The organism is Pseudomonas sp. LG1D9 (genome assembly GCF_002949995.1).
GTDB lineage: Bacteria > Pseudomonadota > Gammaproteobacteria > Pseudomonadales > Pseudomonadaceae > Aquipseudomonas > Aquipseudomonas proteolytica.
The window spans coordinates 4,257,780-4,274,287 of sequence record NZ_CP026881.1 but is presented as its reverse complement, the minus strand read 5'-3'; the positions used below and the strand labels follow the sequence as shown (position 1 = coordinate 4,274,287).

Sequence of the window (16,508 nt, the reverse complement as noted above, 5' to 3'; positions counted from 1 at the left end):
GTTCATGCGGCATCGAGCAACGCGGCATAGGCCTTGAGGTGATGGTCGTCATCACCGAACTGATGGCTGAGCATCACCAGGCGTTTGGCGTGGTGCGCCAGGGAATATTCCCAAGTCATGCCAATCCCGCCGTGTAGCTGGATCGCCTGCTCGGCGATGTTGCGCGCGGCGCGGGTGACGATGAACTTGGCGGCGGCCAGGGTCCGGGTGCGTTCAAGGCTGTGCGCTTCATCGCAGTAGCACGCTGCCAGGATGGCCATGCTGGTGGCCTGTTCCAGTTCGGTGCGCATGTCGACCATACGGTGCTGCAGCACCTGGAACTGCCCGATTGCCACACCAAACTGCTGGCGCGTCTTCAGGTAGTCGAGGGTCAGGCGACAGGCTTCCTGCATGCTGCCCAGGGCATCGGCGCACTGTGCGGCAATGGCGCGCCCTTGCTGATAACGCAACGCTGCCAGTGCCTGGCCGGGCTCACCCAATACCTGATCGGCAGAGACGGTCACCTTGTCCAGGTAAAGGTCGCAGGCTTTGCGGCCATCCACCGTGGGATAGGTGCGGCGCTCGACGCCAGCGGCCTGCGGATCGACCAGGAACAGGCCGATGCCGTGCTCATCGCGACTGTCACCGCTGATCCGCGCGCTGACCAGAATCAAGCCGGCCTGGTGCCCACCTATCACCACCGCTTTCCTGCCGGTCAGTGTCCAGCCCTCGGCCGTCTGTTCGGCACGGGTCTGCACATCGTTCAGATGGTAGTGACTCTGTGGTTCTTCAAAGGCCGTGGCCAGCAGCAATTGACCGCTGGCCACTTGTTGCAACAGGTTTTGCTGGGCCGGACTGCCGAGTTGCATCAGCAAGCCGCCCGCATAAATCACCGACTCCACATAGGGTTCCAGGCACAAGCCTCGGCCGAATTCGGTCATCAACAGCATCGTGTCGACGCCGCCCCCGCCAAAACCGCCCAAGTCCTCGGGAAACGGCACTGCCGTCAGCCCCAACTCACCCAACTGCTGCCAGAAGGCCAGGCTGAAGCCCGCGTCGCTCTGGGCATAGTGTTCACGCGCCTCGAAGCTGTAGGCGTCGCGTACCAGGCGTGTCGCTGTGTCTTGCAGCATTTGCTGCTCTTCGGTCAGTTTGAAGTCCATGGTCAGAGCCCCTTACAGTTCGAGAATCATCTTGGCGACGATGTTTTTCTGGATTTCGTTGGAACCGCCGAAGATCGACAGCTTGCGCAGGTTGAAATACTGGCTGGCCAACGCCACGCTGTAGTCGGCGTGCAGGGGTTCGCCCGGGTAATCCAGGCCCAACTCTTCTTCCAGAAACGGCAACGCGTACGGCCCGATCACCTTGCGCAGCAAGTGGCTGATGGCCTGGCGGACTTCAGTGCCCTTGACCTTGAGGATCGAACTTTCTGCCCCCGGCACCCCGCCGTCCTTGGCCGCAGCCAGGGTGCGCAGCGTGCTCATTTCGGCAGCCATGAGTTGCATTTCCAACTCTGCGACCTGGGCGCGAAACAGCGGGTCGTCGAATATCGGCCGACCTTCGCTCATCTGCTTGCGGGCAATGCGCTTGAGGTGGGCCAGCGCCGCTTTCGAAGCACCGATTCCCGCAAGGCCGGTGCGCTCGTAGGTGAGCAGGTATTTGGCGCATGTCCAGCCTTGGTTTTCTTCGCCCACCAGGTTCGCTACGGGCACCTTGACGTTGTCGAAGAACACCTCGTTGACCTCGTGCTCGCCGTCCAGGGTGATGATCGGCCGCACGCTGATACCCGGGCTGGTCATATCGATCAGCAGAAAGGAAATACCCCGCTGCTTCTGCGCCTGGGGGTCGGTGCGCACCAGGCAGAAAATCATGTTGGCGTGCTGGCCCAGGGTGGTCCAGGTCTTCTGGCCATTGACGATGTAATAGTCGCCCTCGCGCACCGCGCGGGTTTTCAGCGAGGCCAGGTCAGAGCCGGCGCCTGGCTCGGAGTAGCCCTGGCACCACCAATCGGCACCGTTGAGGATGCGTGGCAGGTAGTGGTCTTGTTGCTGCGGCGTGCCGAACTTGATCAGCACCGGCGCCACCATGTTGACCCCGAACGGAATGCTGCGCGGAGCGCCCACCAGTGCGCATTCCTCATCAAAGATATGCTTTTGCACAGCACCCCAGCCGGTGCCGCCAAAGGCCACTGGCCAATGGGTGGCGTACCATCCCTGCGCGTTCTGGATTGCCTGCCAGCGCAGGTGATCATCCTTGGACAAGGGCTTGCCCAGGCGCACCTTGTCGGCCAGGTCCTGGGGCAGTTTGTTCTTCAAGAAGGCCCTGACTTCATCACGAAACGCCAGTTCTTCAGCGGTAAAATGAATATCCATGTTGTTTCTCCAAGCCATTGATAGACCGTGAAGCAGGCCGTTATGAATCCAGTTTCCAGTCAGCGAAGCGCCGCCCTTCTGCCGCCAGTTTTTCCAGCAGCGGCGCGGGTTCCCACCAGGCGCCGAAGCGTTGGTGGAACTCGCGAATACGGGCCAGTACCTTTTCCAGGCCAAGGCTGTCGGCATAGAACATCGGCCCGCCTCGCCAGGCGGCAAAGCCATAGCCATTGAGGTAGATGACATCGATGTCGCTGCTACGTCGGGCGATGCCTTCCTGAAGGATTTTTGCGCCCTCGTTGATCAAGGCGAACAGGCAGCGCTCGACGATGTATTCATCACTCAGGGCGCGGCGCTCGATGCCTTTGTCGCGGGAGACGGCTTGCAGCAGCGGCAACAGGTCAGGGTTGGGCTCGGGACGACGGGAGCCGGGGGCGTAACAGTAGAAGCCCTTGCCGGTCTTCTGGCCGAGCATGCCGGCCGCGTACAACGCGTCGAGGACGCCGGGCAACGGATAGTTCGCGGGCAGCGTGGCGCGCTGGCGCTGGCGGATGCTCCAGCCGATATCCAGCCCCGACAGGTCCCGCATGGCATTGGGGCCCATGGCCATGCCGAAGGTCCGCAAGGCCCCGTCGACTTGCTCGGGAGTGGCGCCCTCCTCCAACAGGAACTCGGCCTCGCGGCCATACTGGAAGATCATGCGGTTACCGACGAACCCGTCACAGACGCCTACCACCACGGCAATCTTGTTGAGCTTTTTGCTCAATTGCATGACGGTGACCAACACGTCGAAAGCGGTGTGCCGCCCGCGCACGACTTCCAGCAGGCGCATGACGTTGGCCGGGCTGAAAAAGTGCAGGCCCACCACATCCTGAGGCCGTGAAGTGAAACCGGCGATGACGTCCAGGTCCAGTGACGACGTATTGCTGGCGAGGATCGCGCCGGGTTTGCAGACCAGATCCAGGCGTTCAAACACCTGCCGCTTGACCTCCAGGCTTTCAAACACCGCCTCGATGACCAGATCGGCAGTGGCCAGCTCGCTGTAGTCCACCCCACCATGCAGCAGCGCCAAACGCTGCTCCATCACGGCAGGGCTCAAGCTGCCACGGGCGACACTGGCTTCGCAGGTCTCGCGGGCACGCTGCAATGCCCGTTGCAGAGCCGGCTCATCGACTTCCAAGAGCAGCACGGCAATGCCCGCGCTGACAAAACTCAAGGCGATGCCCACGCCCATGGTGCCGCCACCGATCACCCCGACGCGTTCAACGTTACGCACGGGCGTGTCCTTGGGCAGGTCGTCGATCTGGGCACATTGGCGCTCGGCAAAAAAGGCGTGTACCAGCGCCGCACGCTGCTCAGAGGCCAGGCACTCCTGGAACAGTGCGCGCTCGCGTTGCAAGCCTTCGGCCAGTGGCAGCAAGGTCGCCGCCTCGACCGCCGCGACGCAGCGTGGAGGGGAAAAGAACCCCGGTAAACGCTGGCTGACCTCCACGCGTTTGGCGGCGATCAACGCGGCGTTGTCCGCGCCCTTGAGGGCGGCGGTTTGTTCACCGGTGCGCCGCACACCCAGGCCGTTATCCAGCATGCGTTGGGCAAAGGCGATGGCGGCGGTGCGAGGGTCACCGTCGAACAGTTCATCGACAATGTGATGTTCCCGGGCGTGAGTGGCGTTGATGGGCTGGCCGGAGACAATCATCTCCAAGGCCTTGGCCACACCGGCTAGACGGGGCAAGCGCTGGGTGCCGCCCGCGCCCGGTAGCAACCCGAGCTTGACCTCCGGCAGACCGACTTTGGCATCGCGGCGGGCGATTCGATAATGGCAACCCAGGGCCATTTCCAGACCTCCGCCCAGGGCCGTGCCGTGAATCACCGCGACACAGGGTTTGTCGCTTTGTTCATAGGCGTTGACCACTTCCGGCAGGCTCGGCGCCTGAGGCGGCTTGCCGAATTCCTTGATATCAGCCCCGGCAATGAAAGTGCGGCCAGCGCACAGCAACACCAACACCTTGGCCTGCGTGTCGATCTGGCCCTGGTGCAAGGCGCGCAACAGACCTTCACGCTCGGCTTGACCGAGGGCATTGACCGGCGGGTTGTTCAGGGTGATCAGTGCAATCTCGCCTTGGCGCTCGTAGCTCACGCTGGAATTCATCTGAACCTCGATATCTTGTTTTTATTGAAACCATGTTCCGCATTGCGGAACATGTGGATCGATTTTATCAAAGAGCCATGTTTTGGCAAACGGTTTCTGGAAAGATTTCCGACGAAAAAAAAGCCGACACCCCACGGGGGTGCCAGCTTGATCGAGCGCGAGAAATTGCTGACTCAAGCGTCAGCCGCTGGCACCTGCCGCCCAGGGACCACCAGCGTGGGATCCTTGGGCGCCCAGCTTTTGAGACGCTCCAGGCTCTCGCGATACGACCGCAGGCCGCTCATCAGAATCACCACTGCCAGCACCAGCGAAACGCCCGTCACCACTGCCAGCGAGTAGCGCAGCGCCGAGTCGCTGCCGAACACATAATCGGTACCCAAGGCCACGGCCGTCGGGCCAATCCCCAGGCCGATCAGGGTCACGGCAAACTGATAAAGCGCCGAGGCCTGCCCACGCATCGGGCTGGGCACCACTTCTTGCACGGCCAAAGGACCGACGCCAAAGGGCATGCTCACGGTAAACACGTGAAGGGCCATCATCACCAGGGCCAGGTTCTTGTCATCCACCAAATAGCCCAAGTTCGACGGCAAGGTCAGCACAGCAGCCAGGATTGCGATACGCAGGGGAGCATCGCGGTGACCGCGCTTGATCAGCCAGTCGCACAACCGGCCGCCCACCAACAAGCCAAGGGAGCCGCAGATCGCCAGCATACTGCCGTAGATCACCCCGACCTCAGGTACGCTCATGTCGAACGAGCGCACAAAAAATGTCGGGATCCAGGCACTGCTGCCGTAGGCCGTAAACGTCAGGCAAGCAAAGCCCAGGTTATGGCAAAGCATGGTGCGGCGGTTTTTACGCAGGTAATCGACGAACTCCGAAAACGGCAGCTCCAGGCCCGCCCCCACGCCATGGCGCACCGGCTCGCGCAACAACAGCAAGCACAGGGAGAAGACCACGCCAACCGCGCCGAGAATCAGGAACACCATTTGCCACGGGCGCACCGTGCCGATAAGCGGCAATGTCATATCACCCTGGCTGGTAGCAAAGTGCACCGCCACCCCGCCCAACAACAGGGCAACGCCCGAACCCAGGTAAATCGCCGTCGAATACACGCTGAACGCCGTACCGCGACGCTCAGGGGTGAAACTGTCGGAGATCATCGAGTAAGCACAGGGCGCCAAGGAGGCTTCGCCTGCTGCCACGCCAATCCGGCAAAAAAGGAACTGCCAGTAACCTTTGACCATCCCGCAAGCGGCCGTCATGCCGCTCCACACCAGGATCCCGCACATCAGCAGGTTACGCCGGCTCTTGCTGTCGGCAATCCGCCCCAGCGGGATGCCACAGAGGGTGTAGAAAATCGCAAACGACAGCCCCATCAACAGGCTCATCTGCGTGTCACTGATATCCATGTCGTGACGGATCGGTCCCACCAGCAGGTTGAGAATCTGCCGGTCCACGAAGGATAAAACGTAGGCCAGCATCAGTATGCTGACGGTGAACCAGGCGCGTATACGTGATGGATAAAGTGCGTTCTTCATAGCCGCTACGACCTCATTGTTGTTATAGACCCGCCTGGCGGGCTGTCACCGACTCGACTACAGGAGTGGCAGGGTGTAACTGATGATCAGGCGGTTATCGTCCAGATCACTGCCAAAGTGATTCATGCGCAAAGACGAGTTACGCCATTTCACCCCCAGATTTTTCAACGAACCGTCCTGGAACACGTAGGCAATGTCCGTATCGCGCTCCCACTCAGAGCCCGTCGGCTTGCCAGCGCCCAACTCAATATCGCTGCCGTAGACGTAACGGGTCATGAAGGTCAGGCCCGGAATACCCACAGCGGCAAAATTGAAGTCGTAGCGAGCCTGCCAGGACATCTCATCCCGGTTGGCAAAATCGTTGTTGGAAATAAAGTTGGGCAAGAACGCATCGGCGCCATGGATATAGGCGTAGCCAGTGTCGCCACTCATCTTCTGATAGGCCAGACCAAACGCGTGGCCGCCCAGACTGTAGGTGAGCATCGCTGACACGGCAGTGTTATCGATATTGCTCTGGCCTTCGTTGTAGGACCTGGCATAACGCAAGTCACTCTTGAGCGACTGCCCTTCCCCAAGGGGCAGCACATGCAACAGGCTGAAATTGTGCTGGCGGTAAAAACGGTCGAGTTCACCGTAGAAGTAGCTGCCACTTAACTGGTTGCTCCACTTGTAACCGACGCCTGCGAAGTTGAACTCATCAGTGCTGGCGCCTTTGCTGACACGAATGCCCTTGGCGTTGGCCACTGACGGCGTCAGGTCTTCGCGGTTCGTGGAATCGCGCTGGGTCACCTGGCGGATCTGCCCCGCATCAAGGGTGGTGTTGGCGAACTCCTGGGAATTCAGATGTACGCCTTCGAACGTCTGCGGCAACAAGCGGGTGTCGTTGAACTGAACAACCGGCAGGCGCGGATGCAAGGTCCCGATCCTGAGCAAACTCTTGGACGCCCGCACCTTGGCCGTCAGGCCAAGGGAGCCCCTTTCATCCACCGCACGGCCATCTCGCTGGCGAGGCAACAAACCGGAACCGGCACGGTCCTGGCTGGAGTCGAGCTTCACGCCAACCAAACCGATCGCATCCAGCCCAAAACCAACAGGGCCCGCGGTAAACCCAGATGCGTAACGCAGCAAAAAGCCCTGGGCCCACTCTTCCTGCTTGGACTGGGTGGTGCTGGCCTGGCTGTAGTCGCGATTGATGTAAAAATTACGCAGCTCGACGCTGGCCTTACTGTCTGCGAAAAAGTCCGCATACGCCGACGCAGGCACAATGCAAACCAGGAGACACGTAGCAATGACGCAGGAATGGCGCTCCATGATGCAGCCCTATTTTTGTTGTTATGTGTGAAGTCCCTCGCCCCTCGCCAAGGACGAAGGAACGCTACAGCTTTGACAATTCAATCAATTTCGCTGTGCGGAACTGTATTTTGAATTAACAACAAAATATAAGCATTTCACCAATTTTAAGTAAAGGGCTGACGGGAAAACAAAATCACAAAATGTGTATGTGATTGTTTTTTATGGGTTTACCTGAATGAAAACCGGGGAGCGATTATTGGAAGTGTTTCGCTAGGCAAAACGCTGGGGAGAAATCGTCAAAACAGGGTGGCAAAACTGGGGAGGCAGGCGTTGGAAGAGAGGGAGACGGAAACGAAAAAGCCCCGCAGAAATTAATCTGCGGGGCTTTTCTATGTGATGGCGGAGAGATAGGGACTTTTCGAATCGTACTTTCCAGCCCTTTAAAACCAATAGGTACAGATACTTTCTGGCATTTTGCTAAAAATTCTTGCTGCAAATTTTCAAAAAATAAAATAGCCCTTCGTCATAAAAACCTTCCATGGAAGTGTCGAAAAAGCTCGATAAACGGAGCGTTACCACCAGATAACTGGTATTCCCGCCGATCCCTCCTGCCCTTTCGGCATAAAAACAGAAGAAGAAAAGCGAAAAAAGCGGAGAAAGATCGACAATATCAAAAACCATTAATCGTACGTAAATACCTCACACTTAAACAGTAGGATTCCGAACCTTTAGAAAAACCCATCCCCTCAACTGGCTTATACATTCAACCGTATCGTTTTCCGATGATTGCCAATTTATCTTCCGACGTATAACATAAAGAAACTGCCCATATTATTTTTACACAGCTTTCAGGATGATAGCTTATGGTTATTAGCGATCTTATTGCCCCAATCACTTACGAAGAAAGAATTGTGGTTTTTTTTGATGTGCTTGGCTGGAAATCACACATCTCCAATGCAGGAAACGATCCGGTAAAAATCGGACAACTTGCCCTCATCCCCAAACTACTGAAAAGCTCACCACTTCTTCAAGCTACCGGTTCAGGAGAGGCAAAAATCACCTCATTTTCTGATTGCTGCGTAATCAGCCTTCCATATAAAGAGGAGTTTCTACCGCAAATAATATATGGACTATCTAATATTTTCATAGGATCTGCAATATGTGGATTTCTTTTGCGAGCAGGAGTCACAATTGGACAGTTACATCATCAAGAAGATATAGTTTTTGGTCCAGCCCTCAACAAGGCTTACCAACTGGAGTCAAAAGGCGTATATCCAAGAATAATTTTGGATGATGCAATTTCCGAATTAAACCATTTAGACATCATTCCGGACATGCTAGACAACGATAGCCTCGGGCTTTTTGTTGACCCTTACAAACTATCGTTTACCAAGTCAAAACATCTCATAACGAGTTCATTCCCAAAGGACGATTTTATGGGAGTAGCAACAGATAATGGAGTTACCATCTATACCCTTCTTCTACTTCGCCTTGAAGAAATATTAGCTAAAACCGAGAAGGATGAGCATCGAAAAAGAGCAAATTGGGTTTACGCACGAGTTCGGCAACAATTCAAAACCATACTCGGCGGCTAGCTTTAACCGATAACAAATTTAGCTTATGAAAACAACTGATAAATTATCACAAGCACCGTCCAAAAATGAATTTTAAGAAACGAAAAAACTGCCATCCACAGGCAGGATTCGGGTCGAGACCTCATTTACCATCGTCTTGAGAATTTAGGTAATTGGCGATTACGTCACCATGACAAGCTGCAGGCTTGCAGTGACAGCCGAGCGTCTTACCTCTGAGCTTTTCGATGTTCTCATCAAACTTTTCGGGTAGTTTCAAAAAACGCTTATCAAAATCATAAGCAAACTTGGCTATTACCTCATCACGGGTGCCTTCTTTACCCATTTGGTAAGGATTGCCCCATAGGGTTCCCCTACCAATGTAAACATCATAGCTATCACCCATATCTTTATTAGAAACTTTGGTGATTTTTAAATTTATCACTCTTGTCGGTATTTCCATGTCAAGCAATTCATTATGAAGAATATAAAAACAGTTTCTTTCTTCATCTTGGAAAAGAATAGCGTGCGTGACTTCCTTCAACGCGTCTTTATCTGAGACTAAAGCGGTTGCCTGCAAACCTTTGGACTTTGAATATGTCTCGATAAATTCGTTTTCGTCACGAACGAAAATCAGCTCTACTTTTTCAAGAGAGCTGATAATTTTATCGACTTTCCTTTCAAATTTAGAATATGAACGGAAGTCAATAGGATATGCGATTAAGACCTTTGCTTCTTTGCTCATACTAAATCTTTGACAACCGCATCAGATTGATTCCAAGCTTGCTTAAGGTAATTTGCAACCAGTCGTCTGTGGCACTGGTGCGGTTGATGCTCGCTACAAAGCAAGCACCCCTCATCAATGATTTCTGGCTTTACGTGTTTTTCAATATTTCGCTTCGCCATAAGATTGAGGAATTTATCTTCATACTGTTGCCAAGAAATTTCCTTTTTCTGATATGGCGACAAAATTTCTTTTGTGGGTGCCAATTCTGGCAAATGTACGTAGTCAACGTCGCATATTTCTTTTAAAAAATATTTCAAGTCGTCTCTTTTCGCAAAACCTGAGAGTTGAGAAATATTGTTCAATCGAACGTCAACAACCCGCTTTGTGCCCGACAATTTAATAAGTGAAAAAAACCGTTCAGCTTTTTTCTCTGTAAATCCTATTGTAAATATTTTCATTTTCATCCTCAGATCACAGCGGCTATCAATTTATAAGCAAACCCATTGCTCACGTCACCAAGGCTAACCGTGAAATAGCTGATACCTTCTGGAACATATTCACCGGCACCTTGCCGCTGATAGTAATTTTCCACATCACAATCAGTGATGATAAGAGAATAGTTAACTCTATTATACGAAAATGTTGCCCGTGCCTTTAGCGTCCTATCCCCGCGATACGCACCTTCTGCAGAGACTCTAACCCTGATATTTTGAGGGCGAATTAGGTAGAGGCTGGGTCGAGGATGGAGAAGGATCTCAGCCGGAACCTTATCATTGCAGCCTGAATAGCTGTGATGATTGTTTTCCCATAAGGCAAGTGGCGTATCCACAAGACCTGCAAGGTCAGCAATTGAGGCCTGCCCATTCTGAACCCAAACGGGTGGATGCTGAATCACATGATTCTCTTGTTGAAACACATGCCCATGAGCATTGGAAAAGGATATAGATAAAAGATCACGTAACTGAGCAAATTGGCCCGTTTGGCATGTCCGTTCTGGGTCTGAGATCGAATCTTGTGGGCGATTGCTTACAGGACGTACCCAAGTGCCATGGTGATCACCACCCCATATTTTTCCAGCGATGCACTTGCCTTGCGGTTTTCGTGAGTTGGCCAAACAAACAATCTGAGCTTGATAAGGCATGTCGGCTTCCTTTCCGTGATGGCGATGTGCCTTGCGTATCCTCGCCTCAGCCCATCATGGATGGCAAGCCCTACTTTGGTGAATCCACAACAGGAAAGGTCCATCAAGCGATCTATGTCGCATCGTAAGAGCCTCTAACGAAGACTCGTTCGCGTGCTGTACGTCGCGACGCCAACCCCGCCGTTTCGCACCATAGCCGGTCACAGAGGTTAACGGCCTATGAGGTTGGAAGGTGGAACTGATCTATTCAATCAAAAAATACGGACGAAAAAAAACAGCAATTTGGCTACTGTAGCTTGGCAAAAAAATGCCGCAAGCTACTGCTACAAATTACTGTTTTTGCACCTTCGTAACTAATTTATTTACAAAGGTTTTTATGTAATGGCGGAGAGATAGGGATTCGAACCCTAGGTACCGGTGAAGGTACAACGGATTTCGAATCCGTCCCATTCGGCCACTCTGGCATCTCTCCAACGGCGCGCATCATAACAGCCTGTTACTGGGAAGCAAAGCTCTCAGTGGATTTTTTTCCGTGCTATCAGATGCTTGCGTCGATTACAGCGGTACACCGAGACGGTTGGCGACTTCTTCGTAGGCTTCGATAACGTCACCGAGGCCCTGGCGGAAGCGGTCTTTGTCCATCTTCTTGCGTGTGTCCTTGTCCCACAGGCGGCAGCCGTCTGGGCTGAATTCGTCGCCCAGGACGATGGAGCCGTCGTGGAATACGCCGAATTCCAGTTTGAAGTCCACCAGCAGCAGGCCAGCATCGTCAAACAGTTTGCTCAGGACGTCGTTGACCTTGAGCGACAGTTCTTTCATGCGTGCCAGCTGTTCAGCAGTGCCCCAGCCGAATGCCACGACGTGGGATTCGTTGATGAACGGGTCGCCCTTGGCGTCGTCCTTGAGGAACAGTTCGAACGTGTAAGGGTTGAGCTTGAGGCCCTCTTCCACGCCCAGGCGCTTGACCAGGCTGCCGGCTGCGTAGTTACGCACGACGCACTCGACCGGGATCATGTCGAGTTTTTTCACCAGGCATTCGTTGTCGCCCAGCAGTTTGTCGAATTGGGTCGGAATGCCGGCCGCTTCGAGTTTCTGCATGATGAAGGCGTTGAACTTGTTGTTCACCATGCCCTTGCGGTCGAGCTGTTCGATGCGCTTGCCATCGAACGCCGAGGTGTCGTTGCGAAACAGCAGGATCAAGCGGTTGGCGTCGTCGGTCTTGTAAACCGACTTGGCTTTGCCGCGGTAGAGTTCTTCACGTTTTTCCATGATGGGCTCCGCTTGGTAAGTAGATGGGCTAGGCGATATGTCGCCAGTCAAGCCCTGAATCTTGATCGGCCAGTTGCAGCCAGTCCGGGTCGCACCCGAGGGTGTCGACAAAACATTGCCGGGCAAGCTGCGGCAGGTTGTTCTTGCTGCTCAGGTGGGCCAGGACCAGGTGTTGCAGGTCTTGCCAGCCCAACTCATACACCAGGTACGCCGCCTGGTGGTTGTTCAAATGTCCCAGCTCGCCACCCACCCGTTGCTTGAGAAAGTACGGGTAGTGACCGCGCGCCAGCAGGTCACGGCAATGGTTGGACTCGATCATCAACGCATCGAGGTCACGATAGCCTTCCAGCACCTTGGCACAGTAGGAACCCAGGTCGGTAAGCAGGCCAAAGCGGCGCTCGCCGTCACTGAATACATATTGCGTGGGCTCGTGGGCATCATGCGCCACAGCAATCACGTCGATGCTCAAGGCACCGATCTGCAGTTGCTCGCCACCGGCCAGGAAACCTGCGGGTTCAATGGGTTTGCGCATCCCGCGCAAGGTGCCGCGACTCAGGTACACCGGAAGATTGTAGCGCCGAGACAGCAAACCCACGCCATGCACGTGGTCGGCATGTTCGTGGGTCACTAGAATCGCGCTCAACTGCGCGGGGTGAACCCCCAGGCGCAGCAGGCGTCGCTCGGTTTCCCGCAGGGAGAAACCACAATCCACCAGGACGTACGTGTCGTCGTGGGCTACTAGCGTGCCGTTCCCTTGGCTACCGCTGCCGAGAACAGCAAAACGCATCGGATCAGCCCAGGTTGTCCTGAATCACGCCCAACACTTTGCGCGCCGTTTCTGCTGGCGCCACGGTGTTGATGTTTTTCTCGACGGTGACTTGCACGTTGTCGCCGACCTTGCTCAAGCGCACTTGATAACGCTCGGCGCGGGTCTCGATCTCTTCCTTGGTCGGCTCGCTGCCGAACAACTTGCTGAAGAAACCACGCTCTTCGTCTTTCTTCTCGGCCTTTTCTGCCACGTTGATGTAGTACAGGCCCAGGCTGCGGTTGATGTCTTCGACGCGCCATGGCCCTTGCTCCAGGGCACGGCCGACGCTGGCCCAGGCACGGTCCAGGTCTTCACCCAGGTTGAGCACAACGTTGCCGCTGCCGTCTTCGGTGAGGCTGACACGGCTAGGGGTGTCGTAGTCACGGGCGGCGAGCAGCGAGACGGAACCGCCCTTCTCGGAGATGCGGCTCATGCTGGCAAGCATCTCGTCGACCAGCGCGGCATCGACACCGCTGTTGACCGAACGGTTGGTGAAGTCGACGTTGGCGGTGCTGCCCGCAGGACGCTCGGCGCTGACCACGTAGACTTCACTGGTATTGCGCTGCACGCCTGGCTCGATGCGCACGCGGATGCGGCTTTCGCCATCAGCGGCGACGCCACTCGCCTGCAAGCGCTTGGCCATGTTGGCCGACAGCTCACTCGGCTGCTGCCACGCGGTGGTGAATTCACCGGTCTGCGGGCGTTGCTCGTCGATACGGAAGCCATTGTCCTGGAAGAACTGCACCGCCACCGGCCAGACTTCGGCAGGTGGGCGCTGGGCCATGATCCAACGCGAATCGCCGCTTTTCTGCAGGCTGTAGTCGCTGGCATCGGCCAGGGCCGAAATCGGTTGTGGACGCGGTACTTCGTACTCGCCCTTGACGGTGTCGTCGGCTACGTTGCGCGGGATCGGCAGCAACGGGTCAAGGCGCTTGGCGACGTTGACGTCCGGCGGCAATTGCATCGGTGCGGTTTGTTGTGCTTCCAGGTAATCGCTGCCGCGGTCACGGAAGTAGCCTTCCGGGCCCCAGATCCAACCGCAGCCACTGGTGCTGGAGATAATCAAGGCAAGTGCGGAAAGTCCGGCCAATCGCTTCATGCGTAGTGCTTCCTCAATTAAACCAGGACGCCGGACTGGCGCAGGGCCTGTCGCAGCGGTTCGTGACAGGCTGGGCTGAGTTGGGTGAGCGGCAGACGGATACCGTCCGGCATCAGGCCCATTTCATGCAGCGCCCATTTCACGGGAATAGGGTTGGATTCGATGAACAGTGTTTTGTTGAGCGGCATCAGCTTTTCGTGAATCGCGCGGGCGGTCACGGCGTCGCCGGCGATGGCAGCGGCGCACATCTGGCTCATGGCACGCGGGGCAACGTTGGCGGTTACCGAGATATTGCCCTTGCCGCCCAGCAGAATCAGCTCCACCGCCGTGGCGTCGTCGCCGGAGTACAGCAGGAAGTCACTGCTCACGCCGGCCAGGATGTCCTTGGCGCGCTGCAGGTCGCCCGTGGCTTCTTTGATACCGATGATGTTCGGCACGGTCGACAGGCGGATCACGGTCGCGGCCTGCATGTCGCACGCCGTGCGCCCTGGCACGTTGTATAGGATCTGCGGGATGTCGACGGCTTCGGCGATGGTCTTGAAGTGCTGGTACAAGCCTTCCTGGGTCGGCTTGTTGTAGTACGGCGTCACCAGCAGGCAGGCATCGGCACCGGCTTTCTTGGCGTTCTTGGTCAGCTCGATCGCTTCGCGAGTCGAGTTGGCGCCCGTACCGGCAATGACCGCGATACGCCCTGCAACGCGCTTGACCACAAACTCGATCACCTCGATGTGTTCTTCCACATCAAGCGTGGCCGATTCACCCGTGGTGCCGACGGCCACAATGGCGTTGGTGCCTTCTTGCAGGTGAAAGTCCACCAGTTTGCCCAGGCTGTCCCAGTCGAGATTACCTTGTGCATCCATGGGTGTGACCAGTGCCACCATACTGCCCGCAATCATGCAACCGCTCCTGCCGGAAAAAGAGAGCCGTAATGGTACTGGCGCCAAGATGCTTGCACAAGCGAAGTACCCTCTGAGGATGCGTTCTGGATCAACTTAGTTGCCGGCAATGCCATCATTGGGCCAAAGCACGGCCAACTGCCACTGAATATGCAATGAAAACGCCACGTCCTAGCCCTTGGCGGCGCTTTTCGCTACCCTTGATCCTTTGATCGGTACCGCACGCTCGTATCGACCGCTCATCGCTTTAGGAATGCTGCATGTCCACCCCCACAGTCCGCGAACAATTCCTTGTTATCAGTGCCCTTGGCGCCAACCCCATGGAGCTGACTAACGTCCTGTGCCGCGCCAGCCATGAAAACCGCTGCGCCGTCGTGACCTCACGCCTGACTCGCCATGGCGAATGCAGTGCGCTGGTCCTGCAGATTTCCGGAAGCTGGGATGCCCTGGCGCGCCTGGAAGCCGGCTTGCCGACCCTGGCCAAGAAGCACGACTTCACCGTCAATGTGGTGCGCAGTGCGGCCCTGGAGAACCGTCCCCAGGCGCTACCGTATGTGGCCTACGTCAGTTCGGCCTACCGTTCGGACATCGTCAATGAACTGTGCCAGTTCTTTATCGACCATAACGTCGAACTGGAAAACCTGACGTTTGACACTTATCAGGCCCCTCAGACCGGCGGCACCATGCTCAACGCCACCTTTACGGTGACCTTGCCGGCAGGCGTGCAGATCAGTTGGTTGCGTGACCAGTTCCTGGATTTCGCCGATGCGCTGAACCTGGATGCACTGATCGAACCCTGGCGCCCACAGAACCCAATGTAAGGAAGTTTTCCATGGCGGTAGTCATCGACACACCGGTCGCCGATTTCCAAGCCCCGGCGACCAGCGGGCAGACGTTCAGCCTCGCGGGACTCAAGGGCAAGCAAGTGGTGATCTACTTCTACCCCAAAGACAGCACGCCAGGCTGCACCACTGAAGGCCAGGGTTTTCGTGACCAGTACGCTGCCTTCCAGGCCGCCAACACCGAGGTGTTTGGCGTGTCCCGGGACAGCGTGAAGTCCCATGAGAACTTCAAGGCCAAGCAGGCCTTCCCCTTCGAGCTGATCAGCGACAAGGACGAAGCGGTTTGCCAGCTGTTTGATGTAATCAAGCTGAAGAAACTGTACGGCAAGGAATACATGGGGGTGGATCGCAGCACCTTCCTGATCGACAAAAATGGCGTGCTGCGCCAGGAATGGCGCGGCGTGAAGGTGCCGGGGCATGTGGATGCCGTCTTGGCGGCGGCGCAGGCGCTGGACAAGGCTTGATGTAGTGGATGGCCGTTAGATAGCTATCGCTGGCAGGCCAGTTCCTACATTGGATCGGTGGAGCCGGGCTTGCCCGCGATGGGGCCATCAGGCCTTGCGCAACCAGTAACGATACACACCGTTATCGGCCTCTTCGTGCAACAGCGCATGCCCCGCCAGCTTGGCAAACGTGCGGAAGTCGCGCTGGGAACCCGCATCCGTGGCAATCACCTTGAGTACCGCACCGCTGGCCAGCCGATTGAGCTCCATCTTGGCCTTGAGCAATGGCAACGGGCAGTTCAGGCCGCTGGCATCGAGCTCGGCGTCGTGGTTTACAGCATCGGTCATGGTTTTGCTCCTGGCGGCATCAAGGGGTGCTTAGAA

16 protein-coding genes and 1 tRNA gene are annotated in these 16,508 nt (G+C 56.2%); 3 read left to right on the top strand and 14 right to left on the bottom strand.

Annotation, left to right across the window (positions count from 1 at the left end; genetic code table 11):
* Positions 1-2 precede the first annotated feature (2 nt).
* From C5F71_RS19985 to C5F71_RS19965, 5 genes are all read right to left on the bottom strand, one after another.
* Positions 3-1,142, bottom strand: coding sequence for an acyl-CoA dehydrogenase family protein (locus tag C5F71_RS19985; protein WP_070995823.1), 1,140 nt, complete (start codon positions 1,140-1,142; stop codon positions 3-5).
* A gap of 12 nt (positions 1,143-1,154) precedes the next feature.
* On the bottom strand, positions 1,155-2,351 hold the full coding sequence (locus tag C5F71_RS19980) for an acyl-CoA dehydrogenase family protein (protein WP_029299057.1): 1,197 nt from the start codon (positions 2,349-2,351) through the stop codon (positions 1,155-1,157).
* A 40-nt stretch (positions 2,352-2,391) separates the two neighbouring features.
* Positions 2,392-4,497 (bottom strand): 3-hydroxyacyl-CoA dehydrogenase NAD-binding domain-containing protein, encoded by a 2,106-nt coding sequence (locus tag C5F71_RS19975; protein WP_104911789.1) that lies wholly within the window; start codon positions 4,495-4,497, stop codon positions 2,392-2,394.
* Positions 4,498-4,670: 173 nt separating this feature from the next.
* Positions 4,671-6,035, bottom strand: coding sequence for an MFS transporter (locus C5F71_RS19970; protein WP_050493012.1), 1,365 nt, complete (start codon positions 6,033-6,035; stop codon positions 4,671-4,673).
* A gap of 57 nt (positions 6,036-6,092) precedes the next feature.
* Positions 6,093-7,346, bottom strand: a complete 1,254-nt coding sequence (locus tag C5F71_RS19965; RefSeq protein ID WP_104911788.1) for an OprD family porin — start codon at positions 7,344-7,346, stop codon at positions 6,093-6,095.
* 845 nt (positions 7,347-8,191) lie between these two features.
* Between C5F71_RS19965 and C5F71_RS19960 the strand changes: the two genes are divergently transcribed.
* A complete protein-coding gene (locus C5F71_RS19960) occupies positions 8,192-8,923 on the top strand; it encodes a hypothetical protein (protein WP_104911787.1) in 732 nt (243 codons plus the stop codon).
* 121 nt (positions 8,924-9,044) lie between these two features.
* On the opposite strand, the gene C5F71_RS19955 is transcribed toward C5F71_RS19960, so the two are convergent.
* The 8 genes from C5F71_RS19955 to dapA all read right to left on the bottom strand — a co-directional run bounded on the left by C5F71_RS19955 (position 9,045) and on the right by dapA (position 14,839).
* Positions 9,045-9,644 (bottom strand): DUF4326 domain-containing protein, encoded by a 600-nt coding sequence (locus tag C5F71_RS19955; protein WP_104911786.1) that lies wholly within the window; start codon positions 9,642-9,644, stop codon positions 9,045-9,047.
* A complete protein-coding gene (locus C5F71_RS19950) occupies positions 9,641-10,084 on the bottom strand; it encodes a DUF488 family protein (RefSeq protein ID WP_104911785.1) in 444 nt (147 codons plus the stop codon). The genes C5F71_RS19955 and C5F71_RS19950 overlap by 4 nt, the downstream gene beginning before the upstream one ends.
* A gap of 8 nt (positions 10,085-10,092) precedes the next feature.
* Positions 10,093-10,767, bottom strand: a complete 675-nt coding sequence (locus C5F71_RS28965) for a hypothetical protein (protein WP_158682878.1) — start codon at positions 10,765-10,767, stop codon at positions 10,093-10,095.
* A gap of 382 nt (positions 10,768-11,149) precedes the next feature.
* Positions 11,150-11,239 (bottom strand) — tRNA-Ser (locus tag C5F71_RS19940).
* An 83-nt stretch (positions 11,240-11,322) separates the two neighbouring features.
* Positions 11,323-12,036, bottom strand: a complete 714-nt coding sequence (gene purC / locus C5F71_RS19935; protein WP_003211975.1) for a phosphoribosylaminoimidazolesuccinocarboxamide synthase — start codon at positions 12,034-12,036, stop codon at positions 11,323-11,325.
* Between the two features lie 28 nt (positions 12,037-12,064).
* Positions 12,065-12,823, bottom strand: a complete 759-nt coding sequence (locus C5F71_RS19930; protein WP_032857872.1) for an MBL fold metallo-hydrolase — start codon at positions 12,821-12,823, stop codon at positions 12,065-12,067.
* 4 nt (positions 12,824-12,827) lie between these two features.
* On the bottom strand, positions 12,828-13,943 hold the full coding sequence (bamC, locus tag C5F71_RS19925) for an outer membrane protein assembly factor BamC (RefSeq protein WP_104911783.1): 1,116 nt from the start codon (positions 13,941-13,943) through the stop codon (positions 12,828-12,830).
* A gap of 17 nt (positions 13,944-13,960) precedes the next feature.
* Positions 13,961-14,839, bottom strand: a complete 879-nt coding sequence (gene dapA / locus C5F71_RS19920; RefSeq protein ID WP_070995812.1) for a 4-hydroxy-tetrahydrodipicolinate synthase — start codon at positions 14,837-14,839, stop codon at positions 13,961-13,963.
* 260 nt (positions 14,840-15,099) lie between these two features.
* Here dapA and C5F71_RS19915 point away from each other — a divergent pair, with 260 nt between their 5' ends.
* Complete coding sequence (locus C5F71_RS19915) at positions 15,100-15,660, top strand: glycine cleavage system protein R (RefSeq protein ID WP_029299075.1); 561 nt, start codon at positions 15,100-15,102, stop codon at positions 15,658-15,660.
* An 11-nt stretch (positions 15,661-15,671) separates the two neighbouring features.
* A complete protein-coding gene (locus C5F71_RS19910) occupies positions 15,672-16,145 on the top strand; it encodes a peroxiredoxin (RefSeq protein WP_070995811.1) in 474 nt (157 codons plus the stop codon).
* An 87-nt stretch (positions 16,146-16,232) separates the two neighbouring features.
* Here C5F71_RS19910 and C5F71_RS19905 read toward each other — a convergent pair whose 3' ends face one another.
* Positions 16,233-16,472 carry a sulfurtransferase TusA family protein gene (locus C5F71_RS19905; protein ID WP_029299077.1) on the bottom strand — a complete coding sequence of 80 codons (240 nt, stop codon included), beginning with the start codon at positions 16,470-16,472 and terminating at the stop codon, positions 16,233-16,235.
* Between the last annotated feature and the right edge of the window lie 36 nt (positions 16,473-16,508).